This is a genomic window from Mucilaginibacter sp. P4_G9 (assembly GCF_056400985.1).
Genome location: NZ_JBFUKF010000072.1, coordinates 1 through 17,974, shown reverse-complemented (window position 1 = coordinate 17,974; position 17,974 = coordinate 1). Strand labels below are relative to the sequence as shown.

The following is a 17,974-nucleotide window of genomic DNA, read 5'->3' as shown; positions in this document are numbered from 1 at the left end:
GTCATGATCTACCCCTCTATCAAATGATGAATTTGAAGTACCCGAGCTTATTTCAGGATCAAATCCGGTGTATTTGGTAAACGTTAAAATGTTACGGGCTGCAAACGTTAACACTACTCTTCTGAAAACTTTATTAGCTATCAGCGAAGTGAAATCGTACCCTACAGAAAGATTTCTTAACCTAACAAAAGATGCATCTTCATAAAAATAATCTTTAGTCCCGTTACGGGCCGGACCGTTCCTTGCTCCAAAATAATCAGCATATATGCTTCGGTAATATGCTGTGTAAGCTGCTGTCTGGCCATCTATGGTTACCGGTTTATCATAATCGCTGCTTATGCCATCACGGTACATCCATTCCTTGGTTTGGTTATATAAATGGCTTCCATGAACCCAGTCGAACTGAAAATTGAATGAGAGGTTTTTATAATTGAAACTATTTATAAACGACATGTTGAACTTGGGGTTTGGATCGCCTAAGGCATAAACCTCATTGGTAAACTGAATGCCTTTGGTTGTTTTATTTACCACCCTGCCTTCTACTATTTCATATTGGTTATAATCTGCCGGTTGGATATAAGCCACGCCCGACTGGTTTTTTTGATCAAGGCTTGTTAACGCCTTGTAACCATAAATCTGCCCAATTTTTGCCCCGGCGATCAAAACCTCCTGGGTGCTGCCGGCTGCCGATGTTAAGATAATTGGCGGACCGTTTATTTTATCAATTTTTGATGTTTGGTGACTAAAATTGGTGGTTACATTCCAATTAAAATTCCTCGCCTTCAACACGTTGATATTTACAGATGCCTGAATACCATTTGATGACATATCAATTGCGTTGGTTTTTAATGTAAGCGGGCCTGTTGAAGGCGCAACACTAACATCATAAATTATATTGCTGCCTTTACGGTTCCAATAAGTTACACTTAAATTAATGTCACTCAGCCAACTTCCTTCGAGGCCTTTAATCCCGATATCGGTACCTGCTWCAAACTCCCTTGATACCTCAACATTCAGATTCGGGTTTTTTTGAGCATTTAGCAACGCAAACGTTAAAGCACTGCCAACGTTTTTAGGATCTAATGTAGGATATCTGTCAAAAGCGCCGGGCTGTATACCCGCTTTACCATAAGCCGCTCTTAATTTAAACTCGGGTATGCGATTACCCAGGCTACTGTTTCTCCAAAAATCAAACGATGATGGCCTTAAGTAGGCATTTGCATTTGGAAATGTAAACGGTTTTGAACCCTGGCCAAATGCAGATGAATAATCACTTCTGAAACCTCCGCCGATACCTCCATATTCTCCGATATCAATTTTTTGGTTAACAACATAGCCATAGGTTACAAAAGGCTCTGTGTAATCCTGCAGTACTTGTTGTGTTTGCGTTTGCTGGAAGTTGTATATTGGATAGCTTGGTAAGCTGTATCCATATGAAAGGAACTGATTAAGATGATTTTTCCTATAGTCGTATTGTAATAAAGTACTGGTTGTAATAGGAACGTTTAAGTGGAAATCCTTCTCAAAGTCGGTTCTGATGGTAGCCGATCCGTTAAAGTTTTGAAAAGTTGTATTGTTACTTTGCTTATCAACCTCGCCGGTATTATCAGCATTATTATTAAGTGATACCCAGCTTTCTGTATCATTTGAGTTGGCGTTTCCGGATTGGTTTTGATAAATATAATTTATATCCTGGTGTGTGTTGTTTATCCCGTATTTGGCACTCAGTTCAATAAACTTATTGATCTTGTAATCGGCCTGGATGTTTTCAATAATATCTATCCTGTTATCCTTTTTGCTTGCATATTGTAAATTATAAAAAGGAYTACTTCCGTTAACACTCACTGTACCTGAGTTTAGTGAATAGGGATAATTTCCATCAGGTAATTTTTGATTAAAATCATAAAAAGGAGAAGAGTTAAGCGCGTTAAATATTGCGTTTCCGCCTATACCGAATGATGGGTTAAGGGTATTTTTTGTATATATTAATTGTGTGGTTGATCTAAGTGTAAACCCTTTAAATAATTCGGTCCCAATATTTGCGGTTAAATTGGTTCTGTCATTATATCCATTTCTAACAATATTACTTTCCTGGTGATTGTTGGATATGGTTAAAGCGTAATCGCTTTTTTCCGATCCGCCGGATACAGCTACACTATTATTACGCGTATAGGCCGTACGGAATAATTGTTTAAGGTGATCATAATACTTAAGGTTGGTGCCATACTGCTGATGTGCCGTATTTAATGGGTTCGACATTGCAGTAGGGTTTCCATTACCCGATGGATAAGCCCATGTAATACCAGGGAAAGTACCATCTTCATCCAGTTTAATAATGTTACCACCGCCATCTATAAAATTTCCGTTAGCATCGGTTTTAAAACTGCTTAGCTTAGCCTGGTGTACATTACCGTTATTGATGTAACTACCTGCCGCAACACTGCTCGATAGATCGATCTTAACTTTTCCCTGGGCCCCTTTTTTGGTAAAGATCTGGATTACACCATTTGCACCCTGAGCACCATAGATGGTTGACGCGGCCGCACCCTGTACAACCTCAATATGATCAACAGTTGATTGATCAATCAAACTGATATCGGTAGACCTCGATTCAACCCCGTCTATCAAAATCATTGGCGAAGTACCGCCTTGTATGGTATTGATACCGCGAAGAACAATATTAGTGCGGGCGCCGGGTGAACCATCCACAGACGAAATCTGGGCACCGGCAATTTTCCCCACCAGGGCCTGCTCAATTGAGGCTTGCGGGGAGGGTGGTAAATTTTTTCCGGAGATAGATTCAACAGCAATTCCTAAGCGGGCTTTGCTTGTTGCTATACCAGATCCCGTTACCACCACTTCGTTTAATTGTTTGTAGTCGTTGGCCAAGGCAATATTAATCACATTGCTGCTGCCAACCGGCACCTCGGTTTTTGCAAATCCAATAAAGGAGAAAACCAATGTACTACCTGTTGAGGGTACACTGATGGAAAACTTACCGGTTCCGGAGGTTTGGGTACCTATGCGGGTACCTTTTATAGTAACGCTTACCCCCGGGACAGGTAAACCATCATCTTTACTTGTTACAGTGCCGGTAATAGTTCGATTTTGGGCATAGGCATATTGGCAAAATAAGGCCAATAGTATCCCGATCAAGTTTTTGAGAAAACTTTTTTTCATACGTAAATCAGTTATTAGTTAATAATTTGTGCATCTACAAGATAGATTGCAACAATCATAATACAAATTGATACCTGATTTTTAGTATTATATCAAAAAACATGTCTTAAAATAAGACATGTTAACAATATCTATAATAAAATAACTAAAAAAATACAATAAATTCAATTTCACAATCAACTATTGTGTAAAAAACACACATTGCAACGACAATAAATCAATATATTTAACACGAAATAGATTTTTTTTGAATTTTATTCACAAATTTTGCTATACACGACAAGTTATATGACTTTAATGGGAATTTATTATTAATTTTTTGCAATAAACACAATTTCATTAAAAATCACCCTTTCTGAACAGCAATTTTTTAGCAAAAATAGTCCGCCATAACATATTTGAAATAAAAAAACAAACACAAGCCTTCTATAAAATAAACTTAGCCCGTTTTGCCGCCGAAATTTACCATATATGTGATTTATTTTTAAAATGCTATGCCATATATTATTTTATTATAGTGCTAAGCGGGCATCGATTTAAAGAATCGCTTGCATGATTTTGAGAACGCAGGGAGCTTATAATAAAAATGCCTGCAATGTATAAACTGCAGGCATTTAGTTCAAGGCCAGAGAGCCTGAACAATTAGACGTTAATTTTTTATTCTCCTTCCAGGTTCGCCGCGGCGGGTTCATCTAAAAACCATTCTGTTTCGCCAACAATGGAGTCGATTAGCTGGGCAGGATATTCTTCAATATTTTCTTCATCTTCCAGTACATGGTGTACAGCAATTGCTTTGCCTTCGCCGTATACCAGGAACGCAATGTAACGGGCATCATTGATCAGGGGTGCATTAAGCGTAATACGCCATACCTGCTGATCTTCCAGCCAAACTTCTTTTACGCCAGGCGTGGTATCATGCAAAACCGGTGTATGCGGAAACAGCGACGCCGTGTGTGAGTTATCGCCCAAACCCAACAATACAAGATCAAAACTCAGCTCGTCCTCATCAAAAAAGGTAGAGATCATTTCCCAATACCTGGCAGCGGCTTCTGCCGGTTCAAACGTAGTGTCAACCGCAAATACATTGGCTGGGCTTATCATTAATGGATCAAACATGGCTGTTTTTGCCATCAGGTAATTACTATCCTTATTGTCCTGGGGCACATTGCRCTCATCGCCAAAAAAGAAATAAACCTTTTCCCAATCAACCTGGTCGGCATAACTGGTAGAGGCAAGAAGCTCATATAGTTTTTTTGGCGAACTGCCGCCCGAAAGGGCAACAGTAAACTTACCTCTCGCCGCAATTGACGCGTCAGCTATTTTTACAAAATAATCCGCCAGCGCTACAAGCACCTCATCGGCAGTATTAAATATATTCAAGTTCATAATACTAACGTTTTTTGCCGTTTACCGGTAATGTGAACCAGTTAAATCCGTCGCGGGCAATTAATGCCTCGGCCGCTTCCGGCCCCCATGAATCAGCCGAATAGTTAGGAAAATTCAAACTCTTTTTATTTTGCCAGGTGCTCAAAATAGGCATTACCAATTCCCATGCCTCTTCTACCTGGTCGCCACGCATAAACAGAGTCTGATCGCCCAGCATGGTATCCAATATCAGGGTTTCATAAGCCTCAGGTGCCTGGTTGGTATAAGTGCCTTTATAGTCAAACACCATATCAACCACGTTTAATACCATATCTATTCCGGGGCGCTTGGCCTGTACCTGCAAACGGATACTCATCTCGGGCTGAATGCTGATGATGAGCCTGTTTTGCTGCCAGCTTTCTGCTGCCTCAGTAGGAAATATCAAATGCGGCACATCTTTAAATTGAATGGAAATAACCGATGATGACTGGTGCATGCGTTTACCTGTACGTAAGTAAAACGGAACACCCTGCCAGCGCCAGTTATCTATAAAGAATTTGATAGCTGCAAAAGTTTCTGTGTTTGATTCGGGATTAACCTTTGGCTCTTCGCGGTAGCCGGCTACTTCTTTTCCTTTCATCCATCCGCTGCCATACTGGCCCCTAACGGCCGAATTACGTACATCCTCGGGTGTAAACTTACGCATGGCCTTTAATACATCAACTTTACGATCACGTACCTCATCGGCGCTAAAGCTAACCGGTGGCTCCATGGCTATGTGGCAAAGCAATTGCAGCAGGTGATTCTGAATCATATCCCTCATCGCACCCGATCCATCGTAGTAATCTCCGCGTTCCTCAACACCCAGTTGCTCGGTAACCGAGATCTGTACGTGTTCAATATAATTACGGTTCCACAGTGGCTCCATAATGGAGTTCGCAAAGCGGAATGCCATAATATTCTGAACGGTTTCTTTACCCAGGTAATGATCTATACGGTAAATTTGGCACTCGTCAAAAATGCTCTTTAGTAATGAATTTAGTTCCTTAGCAGTTTCCAGGTCGTGTCCGAATGGTTTTTCGATAATGATACGCACCCGTTTTTTATCTTCGGCCAACTTGGCTTTTGATATGTTGGACGCGATGATTGGGAAAAAGTTTGGCGCTACAGCCAGGTAAAACAATACATTGGCTTTGGCTTTCCATTCGGCATTGTGTTTTTCAATGCGCTTGCCAAATTCTTTATAGGTTTCAAAGTCGGTTGCATCTGATACCTGGTAATAGATATTTTTTACAAATTCGGCCCATTTTTTTTCGTCAGTTTTTCCGCTGCGCGAAAACTGGTCGATGTCGTTATGTAAATTGTCCCTGAACTGCTCGTCAGTCAATTTTGTACGACCTGTACCAATTATCGAAAACTGTTTAGGCATCCAGCCATCTAAAAAAAGATTATACAGGGCCGGTGCAATTTTCCGGGAATTTAAATCGCCCGTGCCACCAAAAATGATAAATATGGTAGGGTCTGATTTTGTGCTTGAGCTCATTGTGATCAGCTTTAATAGTTTATGATTAGTCTTCGGCTTTGGTCCACTGTGTATGGAATGTTCCTTCTTTGCCTATCAACTCGTAAGTATGGGCGCCAAAATAATCGCGCTGTGCCTGGGTAAGGTTCGATGGCATTTTTTCGCTGCGGAAAGCATCAAAATAACTTAATGCTGATGCGTATCCCGGAGCGGCAACACCGGCGGCTATAGTGCCCGATAAAATTTTCCTGATACCCGGTAGTGTTTCACTTACTAATTTTTGCACATCGCTGTCCAATAATAAATGCGGCAACTGTGGATCTTTATTGTACGCGTTAAAAATATCATTCAAAAACTCCGAACGGATGATACAACCACCCCTCCATATTTTGGCAATCTCGCCCAGGTGAAGATCGTATTTGTACTCCTCAGAAGCTTTTGACAGCAAGTGCATGCCCTGCGCGTAAGTAACTATAGATGTAAAGTAAAAAGCCTGCTCAAGTGCAACCAACAATTCGTCTTTATCGCCGGCTAATTCAATATCGCCGCCGTATAAGGTTGAAGCTTTTTCGCGCAATTGCTTGTATTTTGRCAGATCGCGCATTGATACAGAAGTATCGATGGTTGGGATAGGAGTAACCAGGTCCATAGCCACTTGCGATGTCCATTTACCGGTACCTTTAGCTTTTGCTTCGTCTTTAATATCATCTAATAACAGATGATCAGCTCCGGGAGCTTTATATGCAAAAATATCCTTGGTAATATCTAACAGAAATGATTGCAGGCGGCCAGCGTTCCATTGAGCGAAGATCTTTTGTATAGAATCATTGTCCAGCTTTAAGCCTTTTCTAAGAATCTCGTAGGTTTCGGCAATTACCTGCATAATACCATATTCGATACCGTTATGCACCATTTTAACAAAGTGACCGGATGCGCCGGGGCCAATGTAAGTTACGCATGGTGCGCCATCAACCTTAGCGGCAATGGCTTCAAATATCGGCTTCATTACAGCGTAGGCATCTTTATCGCCGCCCGGCATCATGCTTGGACCACGGCGCGCGCCTTCCTCACCACCAGAAACGCCCATACCAAAAAAGTGCAGACCAATGGCTTCCAGTTCTTCAACACGGCGGTTGGTATCTGTAAAGTGCGAGTTTCCACCATCAATTAAAATATCCCCTTTCTCCAATAAAGGAGTAAGCTCCTCAATTACTGCGTCTACAATTTTACCGGCAGGTACCAGCATCATAATGGCCCGGGGAGTAGTAAGGCTTTGAATAAATTCCTTTACATCGCCAAAGCCTTTAGCGGCCCTGTCGCCGGCTTCATCATTTAACGATGATACCTTAGCTGCATCTTTATCATGCCCGGCTACTGCAAAACCGTGATCGGCCATATTGAGTAGTAAGCTTCGGCCCATAACGCCTAAGCCTATCATGCCAAAAGCATATTTATCTGTTGTTGCACTCATGTTGTTTTGAGGTTTTCTTTTTTTAGGTCTTCTAATATTTTTTTGGTCTTTTCGAAACTGGTATGCTGAAAAGAACGGATACCCAACTTTTGAGCCGTTGTAACAAACATCATCCGGTCATCAAAATACACACATTGCTGTGGCGATGCCTGGGCAATGCCCATAGCCAGCTGCCATATACCCGGATCGGGCTTGCGCATTTTTACCTCGCACGATGATACAAACGCGTCGAACGCATCGTGCAGTTTAAACTTACGTACCCGGTAATCATTTAACTCTTTACCTTCGTTATTAACGGAGATAATACGGAAACCGCAACCTTTTTTCCACTCCTTTAGCCATGCCAGCATATCCGGCAGCTCATAGGAGGTAGAATAAATAAAATCCTTAAAATCCTCACGAACAAAATCGCGGGGGCGGTTAAATATTACCGTATCCAGGTATTCATCCAGCGTGATGCTGCCAATTTCATATACATTGAATATAAAATTGTGCAGGGCATTTACTTCGGCATAATCAAGGTTAAACCTTTTGGCTGCTTCCTCGCGCGCCTCGTGCCCCCATCCGTTCGACAACAAAATACCCCCTACGTCGAAAAAAAGGATCTTTACGTTTGCGGTTTCCATAAAGCCGTTTAGGCTACTTTAGTTTTTTGATCTTCGATAGCTTTTAACAGTTTTTCGAAAGGTTTATTGAATTTTTCGATGCCTTCATCTTCCAATTGTTGAGTGATGGCGTCAAGGTCGATACCTAAGTCTTTAAGTTTGGCCAAAGTGGCGGTTGCTTCATCTAAACCTGCTTCAAGCGTGTTGGCAGCAATACCATGATCGCGGAAAGCTTCAACAGTTTCCAATGGAACGGTATCCACAGTGTCCGGGCCAATCAAAGCCTCAACGTATTTGGTATCTTTAAATGCAGGGTTTTTGCTTCCTGTACTTGCCCAAAGTAAACGCTGTGGCTGCGCGCCTTCTGCAGCCAGTTTTTGCCACCTTTCGGTGCTGAATACTCTTTTGTAAATTTCGTATGCTTTCTTGGCAGATGCGATGGCAACTTCGCCAACTAACGCTTTTTCGCCTTTTGCTTCTAATAACGGATCAACAATAACATCGATACGGCTTAAAAAGAAACTTGCAACTGATGCAATATGGCCAATTTTATGGCCTGCAGCTAAATGCTCCTCTAAACCAGAAATATAAGCTTCGGTTACTTCTTCGTAACGCTCAAGGCCAAAAAGCAACGTAACATTAATGTTGATGCCTTTTGCAATTGATTGCTGAATAGCCGACAAACCAGGTTTAGTACCAGGGATTTTGATCATTACGTTTTCGCGGTCAACTTTTTTCCAAAGTTCTTCTGCTTGTTTTGCAGTACCATCGGTATCTAAAGCTAAAAACGGAGAAACTTCAAGGCTAACATATCCGTCAACTTTGTTTGATTCGTCATAAACGCCTTTAAACAAAGCGGTAGCTTGCTGAATGTCGCTTATGGCCAAACCAAAAAATAACTCCTCGTTATCTTCGGTTGTTGCTGAAAGCTCTCTGATATCATTATCATAATCAGAGCTGCCGGTTATCGCTTTTTCAAAAATAGCCGGATTAGAGGTAACGCCTCTTACGCCATCTTCGTCAATTAATTTTTGCAGTTTTCCGGATGCGATGATTTCGCGGTCGATAAAATCAAGCCAGATACTCTGTCCGAAATCATGTATCTGTTTTACGTTGTTGGTTGCCATATTGGTTTGTTTAAAATATTGTATTTTTTTATTGGAGTTAATTTGCGAATGCCTATGAATTTGATAGATATTTCTGCAAATGTATTCGTTTGATCTGTTTTGTAAAGTTCTTTGTTAATATTCTGTTTATTGTAAGCTAAATATCATCATTGCGTTACAGTAACGTAACAATCTTAATCATTAGATGCTACCAGTATCTGCAGGTCGTATCCTATAAACAATCCGCTCTCAATAACACCGGTAATGCTTTTTATATCCTTCTCCAGGCTATTGGGTACTTCATCAAAGCGGCAATCCAAAACCAGGTTGTTGTTTTCTGAAATAATGGGACCATCTTTCCCTTTAGCCGGCCTTATAACAATGCTATTGGCCCCCAGCCTCTTCAATTCTGCTTCCACATGCAGTAACGCCTGCGGGAATACCTCAATAGGAATAGGAAAATTCGTGCCAATCTTATCCACTATCTTTGAATCATCAACAATAATATAATTCACCGGGCTCGAGCTGATCAATAGCTTTTCCTTAAACATTGCCCCGCCGCGTCCTTTAATTAAGCTGTTGTTCGGGTCAACCTCATCAGCGCCATCAAACAGCCAGTCGGGTTTTTTTTCAAACAAACTGGTAAGCGGTATACCCAGCTTGCTGCAAAACATCGAGATCTCCAGCGAAGTAGGAATAGCCAACACGCTCAGCTTTTCGGCTTTGATCCTTTCGGCAATAGCAAGCAAGGCCAGGTAAACAGTGGAGCCGGAGCCTACGCCCAGCACATCGCCATCCTTTACCTTCGCGGCAATTTCAAGCGCTACCTTTTGCTTACCACTGGCGTTAATGATCTCTGACGACCATTCGAGGTTTTTAATTAAACTACTTTCCCAATTCATTTTAGTATCAAGTATTTAGTATCAAGTATCATGACCCTGATACTTTTAGATAGTGGCGGGTGCCAGGTATGCAAATTATATCTTGCTACCTGGTACCCGCTACCTGATACTATAATAGCGCTTTAGCCTTATTAACTACATTCTCCACTGTAAAGCCAAAAAACTTGTACAGGGCTTCTGCCGGGGCAGATTCGCCAAAGGTGGTCATACCTAACATATCGCCTTCATCGGTGGTGTATTTATGCCAGCCCATAGGGGATGCCATTTCCACAGCCAAACGTTTTTTGATTGCTTTAGGGAATACCTTTTCTTTATAAGCGGCATCCTGTTTCTCAAACAGCTCCCATGATGGCATACTTACCACACGGGTTGAGATACCATCTGCCTCTAATTTTGCCTGGGCCTCCATTATTAAAGCTACCTCAGATCCGGTTGCCATTAATATCAGCTCGGGGGTTTTACTTGCTTCTGATAGTATGTAAGCGCCTTTTTCCAGGTCGGATGCTTTACCATATTTATCCTGATCGAGGATAGGCAAGCCCTGGCGGGTGAATACTAAAACTACCGGACCGCCTTTGTGCTCAATGGCAACACGCCATGCATGCGTGGTTTCGTTAGCATCGGCCGGGCGGATAACCGTAATATTAGGGATAGAGCGCAGTGACGCTAATTGCTCAACAGGCTGGTGGGTTGTACCATCCTCGCCTAAGCCAATACTATCGTGCGTGTAAACAAATATCGGACTTATCTTCATGATGGCCGCTAAACGGATTGGCGGGCGCATATATTCAGAGAACATTAAAAAGGTAGCGCCAAACGGAAGGACCCCCTTTGTTAATGCCATACCATTCATTGCCGAGCCCATGGCATGCTCCCGGATCCCGAAATGGAAATTGCGGCCGGCCCTGTTCTCAGATGTAAATGAATCAAATTCTTTTAAATTGGTTTCTGTTGATGGCGAAAGATCTGCCGCGCCGCCTATAAGGTTTGGCAGGCTTGCTGCAACAGCATTTAATACTTTACCTGATGCCTGGCGGGTAGCCATTTTAGGGTCTGAGCCTTTAAATACCGGCAATTTGTCTTTCCACCCTTGTGGTAAACCACCGCTGCTGGCCAGTTCATATTCGGCAGCTAATTCGGGATATTTAACTTTATAATCGGCAAATAGCTTATTCCATTTCTCTTCGGAGCCAGCACCCCTTGCACCTTTAGCGTGATAGTATTCCAATACCTCATCAGGTACGTTGAATGATTTTTCAGGATCAAAGTCAAAGAATTTTTTAACCAGCTTAATCTCATCCGGACCAAGCGGCGAACCGTGTGAGCCTGCTGTACCCGATTTGTTAGGGCTGCCATATGCTATCAGCGAACGAACGCGGATCAATGATGGTTTTTGTGTTTCGGCTTTAGCATTTATTAAAGCCAGTTCAAATGCGTGGGTGTCATTAACATCCGGCAGATCCTGTACATGCCAGCCGTATGACCTGAAACGTGCGCTTACATCTTCATTAAAAGCAATGTCGGTACTGCCTTCAATAGATATATGGTTATCATCATACAGGTAAATCAGGTTACCTAATTGTAAATGCCCTGCCAATGAAGCGGCTTCAGAAGTAACACCTTCCATCATATCACCATCGCTGGTAATAGCATAAATATTATAATTGAAAAGCTCGAAGCCGGGCTTATTGTAACGTGCCGCTAAATGTTTTTGCGCAATAGCAAAACCTACGCCATTTGCAAAACCCTGGCCCAACGGGCCTGTAGTAACATCAATACCCGGAGCCAAACCATATTCGGGGTGACCGGCGGTTTTGCTATGTAGCTGACGAAATTGTTTAATATCATCTAAACTAAGGTCATAGCCAGTTAAATACAAAAAGTTGTATTGCAATATACACGCGTGCCCTGCCGAAAGGATGAACCTGTCGCGGTTTGCCCAATCAGGGTTTTTAGGGTTGTAATTTAAAAACTTTGTCCATAAAACATGCCCCATAGGCGCAAGCGCCATTGCTGTTCCGGGGTGACCGGAATTTGCTTTTTGCACTGCATCTGCCGATAAGACCCGTACGGTGTCTATTGCTAATTTTTCTATGTCCTTTGTATTTTCCATTTTATTGAGGATTGTATATTATTCTGTTGGTGTTGATATTACGCGTTTGGTTTTACTGTCTTCGTCATTAAGCCATAATCTTGCACCGCCTTTGATGCCATCGGCGTTGGTTACTATTTTCATGTTTTTATCCAGCTTAAAAGTAAGCAGATCGGAGTTGCCGCCGCCAATGTATAAAGTATCGTAATTAAAAACGGTTTTTAAAATGTCAAAAACCTTCTGCATGCGCTTGTTCCACCTTTCCTTGCCGAACTTTTCCAACGCCTTTTCGCCTATATACTGATCATAGGTTTTGCCGGTTTTAACTGGCAGGTGGGCCAGCTCAAAGTGCGGCAGTAAGTGGCCATTCATTAGTAATGCGGTACCAAAACCTGTGCCCAGTGTTATCACCATTTCTAAACCTTTTCCGCTTACCACACCCAGGCCCTGCATATCGGCATCATTTACTACTTGCGTAGGCTTGCCCAATGCATCGCTTAGTTTTTTAGTTAGGTCAACATCAGCCCATAGTTTGGTATTGAGATTTGGGGCGGTTTTTATAACCCCGTTTTTTACGTAGCCGGGGAAACCAACCGAAATTTTATCATAAGCCGGAAAGTTCTTAACCAATGTTTTTATAGCCTTGATCACATTATCGGGGCTGGCTGGGGCTGGCGTGGGTACCTTATCGTAATCCATTTTCAGCTCGCCCTTTTTATTTAAAATAGTGGCTTTTATGTGTGAGCCACCGATATCGATTGAAAGAATTTTTTCCTGTGATGTTGTTTTTTTCATCTGTATTGATTTTAGCGAGCTGGCAAACCTGCGGTTAAGCGGGGTAGTTTAATAATTGTAGCGCGTAAATATCACATTTTTAATAATATCTGATTGTTAAATGTGTAATTAACACAAGTGTAATCAATACAATAAGCAATCAACATTACAAGGTAAAGTTAGTGTTGCTTTTCACTTTTCAAACAGAAATACAAGTATTTTTACTCAAAAATGGTAAAAACGATGCAAAAATGCTCTTTTTATTGGTATTTTCCTAAGAAAACATGATTTATATCATGGTTTTTTCCTTTTTTTTAAACAGATATCTTGTTTTTGCCAGCATTAATCATATAATTTCGACCTTTCCATACAAAAATGCCCGATGTGCTTTGCGGCAGGGTAACCTCAATATCCCATTTACCCTTTTCAAACCTATATTTTACAAGCAACTTTCCATTGGGATGCGGGATTTCGCCGCTCACATTTTTTATATCACCCAAATGTGGCTCTATTTTTATTTTGCTAAAACCAGAGGCATAAGTGTCTATCCCCAATATGGTTCGGTAAAATTCAATATTAGGGCTTGCACCCCAGGCATGGCAATCGGACCGGTTATGTTCTAAATCCGAGATCTCGGCCCAGGTAGTGAGGCCCATTTTGATATTCTTACGCCATATATCCAGCCATTTTAAATAATCATCCCCAAATCCTGCATTTATTAAGGCCTGGTGCAGGTAGTATTTAAAGTAGATGGTACATTGGGTAAGCGTAGTATCGGCCATTAGTTTTTTGCCAAGTGCAGATGCGTCATTGCTGGTTACCATACCTGTTAAAATTGCCAGCGAATTGGCATGCTGCGAAAACAACTGCTGATCCTCCACATCCGAATACAATTGCCTGTCGGCTATCCAATACTTTTTTTGAATGGTAGCTTTTAGTTGCGCGGCTTTACCAGCATACCTGTCAGCCAAAAAAGACAACCCCATTTTAGCCTCCATTTCGGCAGCTTGCTGGTAAGCCCACATCAGTTGCAGGTCTATAAGGGCTGAGCTTCCGCCGGCGCTTTTGGGGGCCATTCCAAAATCCCATCCTTTACTGTTCACCCAATCGGCAAATGTCCAGTAGGGGGTATCTTTTAGTGAGCCATCGGCCTGCTGGTATTTGTCAAAAAATGCCAGCACATCCTGTACTCCCTGCAGCTTATCTTTTACAAAAGCGCTATCGGGCCGGTACATCCAGTAGTCGTGCAGCATACCTATATACCATAAGGAGAAGGTTGAGATTATCTGCGGGGAGAACGATGGATGCCGGCTCAGGGTAATGCCTTCGGCAATGCGGGAGTGGTCCATCTGGTTAATGGCATTACGCACCAGCCGATCGTCGCCGCTGTTGTAGTACGATACCAATGCCTGGATACGGCTATCGCCAACGTATTGCAGCTGCTCATAATAAGGGCAGTCATAGTAGGTTTCGCCAGCGCAAAGCCGGGCGGTGCGCCAGCCTATCTCCAGCATTTTTTGCATTTCGGGTGTGCCATCAAGCTTCGCGTTGAGCTTAAAAGGATACCCGGTAAAAGTGCCGTAAATATCATCGATCTGTAAAGGCTCGCCGGCCGTTGTTATTTTTAACTGTATATAGCGAAAGGTGCGAAAGCTAAGCGAATTAAAGGATTGACCAACACTGCCATTTGAAACAATGCTATCCCGGCGACCCGAAAATATTTTATCATCCACCTCATCGCGGTTACCTTTTACAAGGCCTCCGGGACCAGCCAATTTGATAAACAGGGCTTCGGCATAACTTAAACTGATCCCCGCATTTTTGCCTTTGCTAAAATTAAGTGAGATAAAAGCGTTGGTTAAAAAAGTTTGATCAAGCAGCAGGGTAGCCGTTGTATTGGCCGGGATGGTTAGCGTGGTTTTGGTTGCCGGGAATGTTTGCGGAACACTTACCCCTTCCGCCTTACGCAATACGGCTATGCGCTGGTTTTTTAATTCCATTGGCGGAATAGAGGAGGGTACCAACATCCATCCAAAAGCATTCACGGTTCCTTTCGGGTTACCATTATCTATTTTAACAGCATTTTTCCAGCTGCTGTCATCTAACTTTTCGGCATTCCAGTTATTGATGCCGGTGTTCATATCTATCCGTTCGCCCGGTCCGGCTACGTAATAAGTGTTGTATCCCACTCCTACAATGGGCTGGTATGCTTTGTCGCGGATGCACCGCCAGGTTTTATTGGTATTAACAATTGTTTCCGCCTCACCATCGCCCTGCATAATAAAACCGGTTTGAATAGAGATCTGTGCTTCAGGGCGATAATCGCCATCGTTCCAAACCACAGCTGCTATGCTGTTACTGCCTGTTTTTAGATAAGGCGCCAGGTCTACCGTTTCATAGTTCCAGTAATAGGTATCGCCACGGGCCGGACCTAATGATACCAGCGTTTGGTTAACATACAGTTTATACCGGTTGTCGGCAGATACGTGAACAATGAACGAATTGGGCTTGTCCTTTAAATCTATATTTTTCCTGAAATAATAAACCCCATAATCTTTGGTCGATTCCCCGGGAACGGTTATCCACAAAGCTTTCCACGATCCTTTTAAAAGAGCTGGATTGATGGATTGACCATAGCTGGTAAACGCCGTTAATATAAATACTATCAACAGCATAGGTTTTAAAATTGCTTTCATTAAATGGCAGGGTCTATTAATCAGTTAAAGCGACTTGTTTGCTAAAATACAATTAAAGTTAAAAATGTTTGCCCCGCCCTTAATTATTAATAATGCTTATTATTTCATAAATCCACTATCTTTAGTTTTTGCTAAACCTAAGGTTATGGATATTTTTACCGTATTTATGTGTTTACTGATTGTTGTTTTAATAATAAACAACAAAAGCAGTGTTAACCGCAGTATTGGGGCACTGGAAATCCAGGTATTGGAGCTAAAGCGCATGATAGAACATTTAAGAGTGTCGCGACCGGCAGAAGAACCTCCCAAACCCCAGGAGGCTCCCAAGCCTGTTGTTAAAGAGACTCCCCCAATAAAACCGCAGGAAGCACCGGTTGCCCCGCCCCGGCCGCCAGCCCCGCCGGAGATAAAACCGCAATCAGAAACTGTTAAACCTGTTGATGTTGAAAAACAGCCAACGGTTATCAGCGATAGTTTATCGACCATACACAGGCCGGTTAAAACCTCAGATCTGTATCCGCCGAAAGCCAAGGAGCCGAAGCCTTCATTTTTTGAAAGCCATCCCGACCTGGAGAAATTCATTGGCGAAAACCTCATCAATAAAATTGGTATCGCCATACTGGTGCTTGCTATTGGCTATTTTGTAAAATTCGCTATTGATAGCGGCTGGGTTGGCCCGGCTGGCCGTGTGGGTATTGGTATTGCCTGCGGCGCCATATTGGTAGGCATTGCCCACTGGCTGCGCAATAGTTACAAAGCGTTCAGCTCGGTATTAGCGGGTGGGGGTTTAGCCGTGTTTTATTTTACCATAACGCTGGCCTATCACCAGTTTAACCTGTTTAGCCAAATCACGTCGTTCATTATCCTCATCGTGATCACCATTTTCGCTGTACTGCTTTCCCTGCTGTATGATAGGCAGGAACTTGCGGTTATTGCCCTGGTGGGCGGCTTTGCAAGCCCGTTTATGGTGAGTACGGGCAAGGCCAATTACGATGCTTTATTTATTTACCTGCTGATATTGAACACCGGCTTATTAATTATTGCCTATTATAAAGCGTGGCGGGTGCTTAATATAGTCTCCTTCGCGTTTACGGTGATTGTATTTGCAGGCGTGCTGTATACGCTTACCGCGCCAACCTATCATTACGGCTTTATTTACGCCAGCATATTTTATGTGCTTTACTTTGCCATCAATGTGGCGAATAACGTGAAAGAGAACAAAAAATTCATTGGGTCGGATTTTAGTATTTTGCTTATCAATACCGCTTTATATTTTTCAGCCGGGTTATACCTCCTTACGGTGATGCATGAAGAGCAGTTCCGCGGCTTATTTTGTGTGTGCCTGGCAGTGGTAAACCTCATCCTCTCTTACATCCTGTTTCGTAACCGCAAGGTTGATACCAATATTTTGTACCTGCTGATCGGTATTACCTTAACGTTTATCTCGCTGGCAGCGCCTATTCAACTGCATGGAAACAGTATTACCCTTTTCTGGGCAACAGAAACGGTGCTGTTGTACTGGCTGTACCTGCGGTCGACCATTAAGCTCATGAAACTTACCTCGCTCATATTGTGGACAGCCATGCTGTTGAGTTTATTTATGGATTGGTCGCAATTGTATACCCACCATGAAATTGCTTTAACCGTTATTGCCAACAAGGGCTTTATTACCACTTTGGTAGCGGCTATAAGCTCTTTCCTGCTATTTGTGTTGGTTGGTCGCGACGAGTCTAAAGATGTATATCGTGTAGGTATTAATAAGCAGGTGTTTGGCATAGCGGGTCTTGCACTTTTGTTTTTAAGCGGGTTATTAGAGATCAATCACCAGTTTTTAAACCGCTATCCCGAAACAACATTAAATATTTTATACATGATGCTATACACTCCGGCATCTGTATATAGCTATTATCTCGTATCTATAAAAGCTCCGGTACTGAAGTTTAATAACAACATCCGCCTGGGTATACTGCTGGTTTGCATTACGGTTTACCTTACCCTGATGCCCGATTTTTTCAACCTGCTGACCAGCATGCTGAGCACCCAAAAGCCCCCGGCAGGTCATTTTACTGCCCATTGGATAAGTGCTGCATTTATCGCATTGTTGTTTTACCGAGTCGTCCGCCTGTGCCAAACTTTGCTGGATGATGGGATGAAAACACTGTTCACCTGGATATTGAGCGCCGGCATTGTCATTTTTTTAAGTTTAGAGGTATGCCTGCTGAGCAACATTTTGTTTTATGGCAAATTGCATTCTATTGAGC

Annotated in this window: 11 protein-coding genes; 1 reads left to right on the top strand and 10 read right to left on the bottom strand. The window is 42.5% G+C overall.

The features are described 5' to 3' along the window. The 10 genes from AC1DPZ_RS09000 to AC1DPZ_RS08955 form a co-directional block, all read right to left on the bottom strand. Positions 1-3,180 (bottom strand): SusC/RagA family TonB-linked outer membrane protein (locus AC1DPZ_RS09000; RefSeq protein WP_477402641.1); only part of this gene is annotated, 3,180 nt, incomplete at its 3' end. Between the two features lie 657 nt (positions 3,181-3,837). Beyond that, positions 3,838-4,566 (bottom strand): 6-phosphogluconolactonase, encoded by a 729-nt coding sequence (pgl, locus tag AC1DPZ_RS08995; protein WP_477402640.1) that lies wholly within the window; start codon positions 4,564-4,566, stop codon positions 3,838-3,840. 4 nt (positions 4,567-4,570) lie between these two features. Continuing rightward, positions 4,571-6,088, bottom strand: coding sequence for a glucose-6-phosphate dehydrogenase (gene zwf / locus AC1DPZ_RS08990; protein ID WP_477402639.1), 1,518 nt, complete (start codon positions 6,086-6,088; stop codon positions 4,571-4,573). Positions 6,089-6,113: 25 nt separating this feature from the next. Further along, entirely contained in the window at positions 6,114-7,538 is a 1,425-nt protein-coding gene (gndA, locus tag AC1DPZ_RS08985) for an NADP-dependent phosphogluconate dehydrogenase (RefSeq protein WP_477402638.1), read from the bottom strand. Beyond that, positions 7,535-8,164 (bottom strand): HAD family hydrolase, encoded by a 630-nt coding sequence (locus AC1DPZ_RS08980; RefSeq protein WP_477402637.1) that lies wholly within the window; start codon positions 8,162-8,164, stop codon positions 7,535-7,537. Before AC1DPZ_RS08980 ends, gndA begins: the two co-directional genes overlap by 4 nt. Positions 8,165-8,172: 8 nt before the next feature. Next, positions 8,173-9,270, bottom strand: a complete 1,098-nt coding sequence (gene tal / locus AC1DPZ_RS08975) for a transaldolase (RefSeq protein ID WP_477402636.1) — start codon at positions 9,268-9,270, stop codon at positions 8,173-8,175. 173 nt (positions 9,271-9,443) lie between these two features. Then, positions 9,444-10,151 (bottom strand): ribose 5-phosphate isomerase A, encoded by a 708-nt coding sequence (rpiA, locus tag AC1DPZ_RS08970; RefSeq protein ID WP_477402635.1) that lies wholly within the window; start codon positions 10,149-10,151, stop codon positions 9,444-9,446. A gap of 109 nt (positions 10,152-10,260) precedes the next feature. Then, positions 10,261-12,264: a transketolase gene (gene tkt / locus AC1DPZ_RS08965; protein WP_477402634.1), complete on the bottom strand. Its 2,004-nt coding sequence runs from the start codon at positions 12,262-12,264 to the stop codon at positions 10,261-10,263. A gap of 18 nt (positions 12,265-12,282) precedes the next feature. Further along, positions 12,283-13,038 (bottom strand): ROK family protein, encoded by a 756-nt coding sequence (locus AC1DPZ_RS08960; protein WP_477402633.1) that lies wholly within the window; start codon positions 13,036-13,038, stop codon positions 12,283-12,285. A 293-nt stretch (positions 13,039-13,331) separates the two neighbouring features. Further along, complete coding sequence (locus tag AC1DPZ_RS08955; RefSeq protein ID WP_477402632.1) at positions 13,332-15,713, bottom strand: alpha-L-rhamnosidase-related protein; 2,382 nt, start codon at positions 15,711-15,713, stop codon at positions 13,332-13,334. A 145-nt stretch (positions 15,714-15,858) separates the two neighbouring features. On the opposite strand from AC1DPZ_RS08955, the gene AC1DPZ_RS08950 reads away from it, so the two are divergent. Further along, positions 15,859-17,974 (top strand): DUF2339 domain-containing protein (locus AC1DPZ_RS08950; protein WP_477402631.1); only part of this gene is annotated, 2,116 nt, incomplete at its 3' end.